Annotated in this window: 6 protein-coding genes; 4 read left to right on the top strand and 2 right to left on the bottom strand. The window is 69.4% G+C overall.

What is annotated here, in order from left to right; all coding sequences use genetic code 11:
* Positions 1-1,055 (bottom strand): pectate lyase family protein (locus tag ACOJSN_RS16880; protein WP_420113656.1); only part of this gene is annotated, 1,055 nt, incomplete at its 3' end.
* A 263-nt stretch (positions 1,056-1,318) separates the two neighbouring features.
* The gene (locus tag ACOJSN_RS16875; protein ID WP_420113655.1) at positions 1,319-2,620 is read right to left on the bottom strand and encodes a glycoside hydrolase family 15; all 1,302 of its coding nucleotides are present in this window, start codon (positions 2,618-2,620) and stop codon (positions 1,319-1,321) included.
* A 46-nt stretch (positions 2,621-2,666) separates the two neighbouring features.
* Here ACOJSN_RS16875 and ACOJSN_RS16870 point away from each other — a divergent pair, with 46 nt between their 5' ends.
* The 4 genes from ACOJSN_RS16870 to groEL all read left to right on the top strand — a co-directional run.
* Positions 2,667-3,089, top strand: coding sequence for a hypothetical protein (locus ACOJSN_RS16870; RefSeq protein ID WP_420113654.1), 423 nt, complete (start codon positions 2,667-2,669; stop codon positions 3,087-3,089).
* Positions 3,086-3,988 carry a hypothetical protein gene (locus ACOJSN_RS16865; protein ID WP_420113653.1) on the top strand — a complete coding sequence of 301 codons (903 nt, stop codon included), beginning with the start codon at positions 3,086-3,088 and terminating at the stop codon, positions 3,986-3,988. The genes ACOJSN_RS16870 and ACOJSN_RS16865 overlap by 4 nt, the downstream gene beginning before the upstream one ends.
* A gap of 10 nt (positions 3,989-3,998) precedes the next feature.
* Positions 3,999-5,480 carry a phytoene desaturase family protein gene (locus ACOJSN_RS16860; RefSeq protein WP_420113652.1) on the top strand — a complete coding sequence of 494 codons (1,482 nt, stop codon included), beginning with the start codon at positions 3,999-4,001 and terminating at the stop codon, positions 5,478-5,480.
* 183 nt (positions 5,481-5,663) lie between these two features.
* Positions 5,664-6,566, top strand: a 903-nt coding sequence (groEL, locus tag ACOJSN_RS16855; protein WP_420113651.1) for a chaperonin GroEL, incomplete at its 3' end; no start/stop codon positions are given.

The raw sequence follows: 6,566 nt of genomic DNA, 5'->3' as shown, positions 1-6,566 counted from the left end.
GACGGATCGGCCGCCTGGCCCACGATCTGGTAGCCGATGCCCAGCGTGTTGTCCGCTGTGACGTCCGGGTGGCCCTCGATCGCGTTGTCCGTGACGTACCAGGAGCCACCGCGGTAGGGCTCGATCACGTGTGGTGCGATGTGCGGCAGCGTGGCCGGCCCGGGCTTGTAGTAGTTGCCTACCACGTTGATGCCCTCGCACCACTCGGCTCCGTACAGCGAGCTGTAGCCGTGGTTGTAGACGACGTTGTTGCGATGGTCGACCCGCATCTCCATGTCCTCGGTGAAGCTGAAGCGCGGGTTGCGGGCGCCCTGGTGGATGAGCAGGTTGTTGTAGTAGCTGATGTTCTGCCCACCCCAGAGCCCGCCGTAACCATGCAGTCCCTTGAGGTGCAGCGACATCGCCAGACCTTCGTGGATGAGGCAGTTGCTCACCGTGACGTCGTAGTTGCCATACAGCGAGAAGCACTCGTCGATACCCCAGCCCACCGAGCAGTGGTCGATCACGAGGTTGCGGCGGCCGCGGCCGTTGAAGGTGTCGATGTCGCCGACGCCCTTGCCATCACCGGCGCGCATGCGCAGGTAGCGGACGATGACGTTGTTCGCCTGGATCTTGAACTCGTTGCCGATGATCTGGATGCCGCCGCCGGGCGCGCTCTGGCCCGCGATCGTGGTGTTGTCGCCCGAGACGGCGAGCCCGGACTCGAGCTCGATCGTGCCGCCCACGCGGAACACGATCGTGCGGTTCCCCGCTGAGAGCGCCTCCCGCAGGGTTCCTTCCCCGGAGTCGGCCAGCGAGGTCACCTCCACGACTGGGTGGCCACGGCCGCCGGTCGTGAACTTCCCGGCTCCCTCGCAGCCCGGGAACGCCGGCACGGTGTTGCCCACGACGGCGTCCGGTTGCGGCGGCATCGCCGGGCGCGGGCCTGCGGGAGGTGCTGCGGCTGCTGGGCGCATCCCGTGCCAGGTAGCCAACGCGGTGCTCGCCAGGGCGGCGCCTCCCAGGAAGTGGCGGCGGTTGACGCCGGTACGGGTGCGATCGGATCGTGCGGACATTCGTTGTCCTCCTTCGCGCGACAGCGCGCGATTGATGGGTCCGCGACGGGTGGCCGAACCGGCGCCCCGTCGCCTGGTCGATCAACTGCGCATACAAAACTAGTGATGCTTGTTCATGCGCGCAATCGTTTCACCACGTCGTCTCAGAGCGCGGTACCTTCGCCGAAAGGGCACGAACGTGACCGCGGGGAGTGGCGCGCCGTGCCCTGCCGTCACGTTCGCGCCCTTCGATGACGGTGGGCGGTGTCGGCAGCGGCCAGGCGCTACGCCTCGAGCTCGACCACCGTGAGCACGACGAGAGCACAGGTCCAGGCGAGGGGCGCAGGACCGGAAGGGCCGCCGTCGGCGGCGACCTTCTCGGGGAGCGCACCGATCGGGGTGCGATGCGCGGCAAGCCAGTCGAGCCAATGGCGCGCGGTCTCGTCGTCGTCGATCGAGGCGGCCGCGAGCGCGTACAGAGCCGTCTCTGGCGTCCAGGACAGGTTCTGCTCCTTCCACCCGCCGCCCGGTGCGAGCCCGCCGGCGGGGCGCAGCATGCTGTCCACCGAGCCCTGCCATGCCTCCACCGCCCCCGTGAGCGGGGTCGGCTGGTAGGGCGGCAGCAGGAACGCGCTCGCCGCATCCGGGTGCGAGGGGCCGGGATAGCGCCCGTAGTCATGTGGGCCGAAATAGATCTCGACGGCGTCGCGCACCTTCGCTGCGACCGTCGCCACGTGCTCGGTCCGGTCCGCCTCGCCCGCGCGATCGTGGATCCGTGCCGACGCTTCCAGACCCGCCAGGACCGGCGCGGCTGTACCGAGCGTGAGGAGGTGCTCTCGGTGCTCCCAGTAGTCGGACGAGGGTGCCGGCAGCGCGCGGCTGTTGTTCACCTGATCCAGCAAGAACGCAGTGGACCGCCGCAGCAGCGGGTCGAGGCCGGCGAGTACCGCGGACTGCTGGTCGGCCGGCGCCGCCGCAACCACGGCGTCCAGCGCCCACAGCGCCCATCCGGCGCCATCGGTCTGAGGGTGACGGTCGTCCGGAGGTCCGGACCCATCCGGGAGGTAACGGGCCTCGAACGACCCGTCCGCTGCCTGCACGTGCTGCAGGTACTCCAGGACGGCCACCGCGTCATCGACGTGGCCCGTGGCGGCGAAGGCCACCGCGGCGAAGGACGCGTCGCGCGGCCAGACGTAACGCCAGCTCGCGTTCATCGCCGCCAGGGTGCCGCCATCGGTGCTCAGGACCCGCAGGTCGAGCAGGGCGGTCGCGACAAGCGAGCGGTACTCGCCCTCAGGTAACCATCCCGAGGCGAGCCAGTCGCGCTGGTCCTGGGCGAGCGCGAGCGCCGCCGCGATGGCGGGCGCGGCAGCCGTGGAGCCAGGGTCGAGCACACGTGACCCCGGGAGTAGGTCAGGCGCGGAGCCGGCAGGCAGCAGCTGGGGCCGGCCCTCGGAGTCGAGGGCGACGCCGTCGGCGTAGCTGCCCGGTTCGTCACGCCGTGGCCGCTCGAACAGCGCTGCGCCCGTGACGAGAACGACCACGGCGACCGCAAGGATCGCGCGTGACCAGATCCGACGGCGCATCGCGACAGTCTACGGATCGGCCGGTTGCGTCCGGCATGATGGGCCGGTGCAGCGTGCATGGCGGCTGATCCTGGGGGTGGTGATGGTCGCTGTCCTCATCACGGCGCAATTCACCAGCGGTAACTCGTGGTTCCCGCTCGGCACGTTGGGCCAGTACGCCTATCCGCGCGATCCCGACGGCGCGGTCATCAACACCTACATGACCGGCACCACCACCGTTGGCGACGAGGTCCGGATCGGTCTGACAGCTCGATCGGCCGGCGTGACGCGGGTCGAGCTCGAGGTCCACCTGAGCGAGCTGGCCGACGATCCCAGCATGCTTGCGGGGATCGCCGAGGTCTGGGAGGGCAACCACCCGGGGGTTGAACTCGAGACCATGACGGTCCGGCAGACGGTGCATCGCATGATCGATGGTGCGCTCGACGGAGAGCCCGAGGAGCGCATCGTGCTGACCTGGACAGTGGAGTGACGGCACTGCGCGCGGTGGCGCGCTGGTGGGTGCCCGCGCTGCCGCGCGCGCGGGTGGCATGGGTGCGGGCGGCGCTCGCGCTGATGGCCGTGATCGACACCAGGTACTTCCTGAACAGCACCGATGATCGTGCCGGCACGCCGGAGTTCTTCCAGCCCGTGGTCGCGGCTCGCTGGCTGCACCTGCCACCCGTGACCGACGAGATCGCCTCGATGCTGCTCGTCGGTGTGCACCTCGGCGCGGTCGCGGTGGTGGTCGGAGGCTTCGCCCGGGTGCCTGCGCTCGTGCAGAATCTCGGCGGTGTGCTGCTCGGGATCTCGTTCCTGCTGTGGGCGCTCTGGGGAATGAGTTACGGCTATGTGGCCCACGATCACATGGCGATCACAGTCGGCCTGGTGTTGTTGATGACGGCGGGCACAGCTCGCTACGGAGGTGGAGAGGCAGCAGACATCGCTGCCGGTTGGCCGCTCCGGATGATCCAGGTGCTCACGGTCATGACCTACTTCGGCTCGGTACTGGCGAAGTACGCCATCAGCGGGGGTTCGCTCATCCGGTGGGGCAATTCGGGGACGCTGGCGTGGGCATTCATCCGCCGCCCCAACGATCTCAACCAGATGATCGTGACCCATGGCGGGCTGCTGCGGGCGGCGCAGTGGGGCGGTCTGGTGCTCGAGCTGTGCTCGCCGCTGGTGTTCCTCCTGCGCCGCCACTGGCTGATGCTTGCGATCGGTGCTTTTCTCAGCTTCCACCTGGTGACGTTTCTGTTGCTCGGCATCCATTTCCTGCCGACCGTGATCTGCTGGACGGCGTTCGTGCCGTTCGAACGGCTGCCGGCCTGGGTGCGCGAGCGACGAACGGGTGCTGTCGTGGCGGCGCCGGCCGGGGAAGCAGCCGCCTAGGCTCATGGTGATGAGCGAGGTGACCGATGCCGTCGTCGTCGGCAGTGGACCCAACGGGCTTGCCGCGGCGGTCACGCTGGCGCGCGCGGGTCTTGAGGTGCTGGTGCTAGAAGCCGCCGAGACGCCCGGTGGGGGCGCGCGCACGCTCGACCTGGGTCTTGCGCCCGGTCTTGTCCACGACATCTGCTCGGCTGTGCACCCGCTCGCCGTGGCGAGCCCGTTCTTCCGTGCCTTCGATCTCGCCGCTCGCGGCGTCGACCTCGTGGTCCCCGAGGTCTCCTACGCGCAACCGCTCGAGGGCGGCCGCGCCGGTATCGCCTACACCTCTCTCGAGCGCACCGCCGAGGGGCTGGGTGCCGACGGCGCAGCATGGGTCGATCTGTTCGCTCCATTGGTCGAGGGGTGGCGTGAGCTGATCGACCTCGCGCTCGGCGATCGCACCTCGGGCATGGGGAGTGCGTTGGCCGCTGCCGGCCCGCGTGCGGTGCTCGAGGTGGTCGCGCGGCTGCTGGAGCAGGGCTCGCCCGCCTGGAACCGGCGGTTCTCCGGGGAGGTCGCCCCCGCGCTGATCACCGGGGTTGCGGGCCACGCGATCGGTCGGCTGCCCTCACCAGTGGCTGCGGGCGGCATGCTGATGCTCGGCACGCTCGCACACGCGGTGGGCTGGCCGATCCCCGTCGGTGGCTCGGGCGCGATCAGTGCCGCGATGCTCGACGACCTCCAGGCGCACGGCGGTCGGCTCGAGCTCGGCTCGCCCGTGCAGCACTGGCGCGACCTCCCTCGCGCCCGCGCTTACCTGTTCGACACCAGTGCTCCAGGGCTCGCGCAGATCTGGGGTGACCGGATGCCGCGCCGGGTGCGCTCGGCGCTGTCCGGAGTGCGACCGGGGCCGGCCGCGGCGAAGGTCGACTTCGTGCTCTCCGGACCGGTGCCGTGGGCGAACCCCGAGGTAGGGCTCGCCGGCACGGTGCACCTCGGTGGCACCCGGGCCGAGATGGCGGCGAGCGAGGCCGACGCCGTCGCGGGCCGGCTCTCGGACAACCCGCTCGTGCTGTTCTCCGACCCGACCGTGGCCGATCCGAGCCGCGTGGTCGGCGGGCTGCGGCCCGTCTGGGCGTACGCGCACGTCCCCAACGGCTGCACGGTCGACCCCGTCGAGCTGATCACGAGACAGATCGAGCGGTATGCACCTGGCTTTCGGGACGCCGTCGTGCACGCACAAGGGATCCCGGCGAGCGAACTGGCGAACCACAACGAGAACTACCTCGGCGGCGACATCGCGCTCGGGGCACTCACGACGTTCTCCATGGTGCAGCGGCCGCGCTGGGCCATCGATCCGTACTCCGCGGGGATCCCCGGCGTCTACCTGTGCAGCTCCGCCGCCTCGCCCGGCCCGGGCGTGCACGGCATGGTCGGGTGGTGGGCCGCGCGTCGGGCGCTGCGTGATCGCTTCGGGCGAACCGGGGTCCCTGATCTTGCACTCTCCCCTTGAGAGTGCCAACATGGCATTAGCACTCTCGGGGTGAGAGTGATAACCACACGAGCACCCCGGAGTGGAACGCGGGTAGCCGAGCGAGGCGCCGGGCGAGACGGGACGTGACCGTCGAGGCCGGCGTCGTCCGTCGCGGGCGCGAGGACTGCCCTTCCATGCCAGTACCGGAGGAATCCAACCCCCATGGCCAAGATCATTGCCTTCAACGAGGAGGCCCGACGCGGGATGGAGCGTGGGCTCAACACCCTCGCCGACACCGTGAAGGTCACCCTCGGCCCGAAGGGCCGCAACGTCGTTCTCGAGAAGAAGTGGGGCGCCCCCACGATCACGAACGACGGTGTCTCGATCGCCAAGGAGATCGAGCTCGAGGAGCCCTACGAGAAGATCGGTGCGGAGCTCGTCAAGGAGGTCGCCAAGAAGACCGACGACGTCGCGGGTGACGGCACCACCACCGCCACCGTGCTCGCCCAGGCGCTCGTGCGCGAGGGTCTGCGCAACGTCGCCGCCGGCGCCAACCCGATCGCCCTGAAGAAGGGCATCGACAAGGCCGTCGAGGCGGTCACCGACCAGCTCCTCGTCGCCGCCAAGGAGATCGAGACCAAGGAAGAGATCGCGGCCACCGCTGCCATCTCCGCCGCTGACCCGGCGATCGGCGAGCTCATCGCCGAGGCTCTCGACAAGGTGGGCAAGGAAGGCGTCATCACCGTCGAGGAGTCCAACGCGCTCGGTCTCGAGCTCGAGCTCACCGAGGGCATGCGCTTCGACAAGGGCTACCTGTCGGCGTACTTCGTCACCGACGGTGACCGCCAGGAGGCCGTGCTCGAGGACGCCTACGTCCTGATCGTCGAGTCGAAGATCAGCAACGTCAAGGACCTGCTCCCGCTGCTGGAGAAGGTCATCCAGAGCGGCAAGCCGCTGCTGATCATCGCCGAGGACGTCGAGTCCGAGGCGCTTGCCACGCTGGTCCTCAACAAGATCCGCGGCATCTTCAAGTCGATCGCCGTCAAGGCCCCCGGCTTCGGTGACCGCCGCAAGGCGATGCTCGCCGACATCGCGGTCCTCACCGGTGGTCAGGTCATCAGCGAG

It is taken from the genome of Pseudactinotalea sp. (assembly GCF_048594945.1).
Classification (GTDB): domain Bacteria; phylum Actinomycetota; class Actinomycetes; order Actinomycetales; family Beutenbergiaceae; genus Pseudactinotalea.
The sequence above is the reverse complement of the archived record's forward strand: the minus strand, read 5'-3'. Positions and strand labels throughout refer to the sequence as shown.

Bases quoted from the DNA above. Each gene is read 5' to 3' on its own strand.
- ACOJSN_RS16875 (WP_420113655.1), bottom strand. From the start codon at position 2,620: ATGCGCCGTCGGATCTGGTCACGCGCGATCCTTGCGGTCGCCGTGGTC.
- ACOJSN_RS16860 (WP_420113652.1), top strand. From the start codon at position 3,999: ATGAGCGAGGTGACCGATGCCGTCGTCGTCGGCAGTGGACCCAACGGG.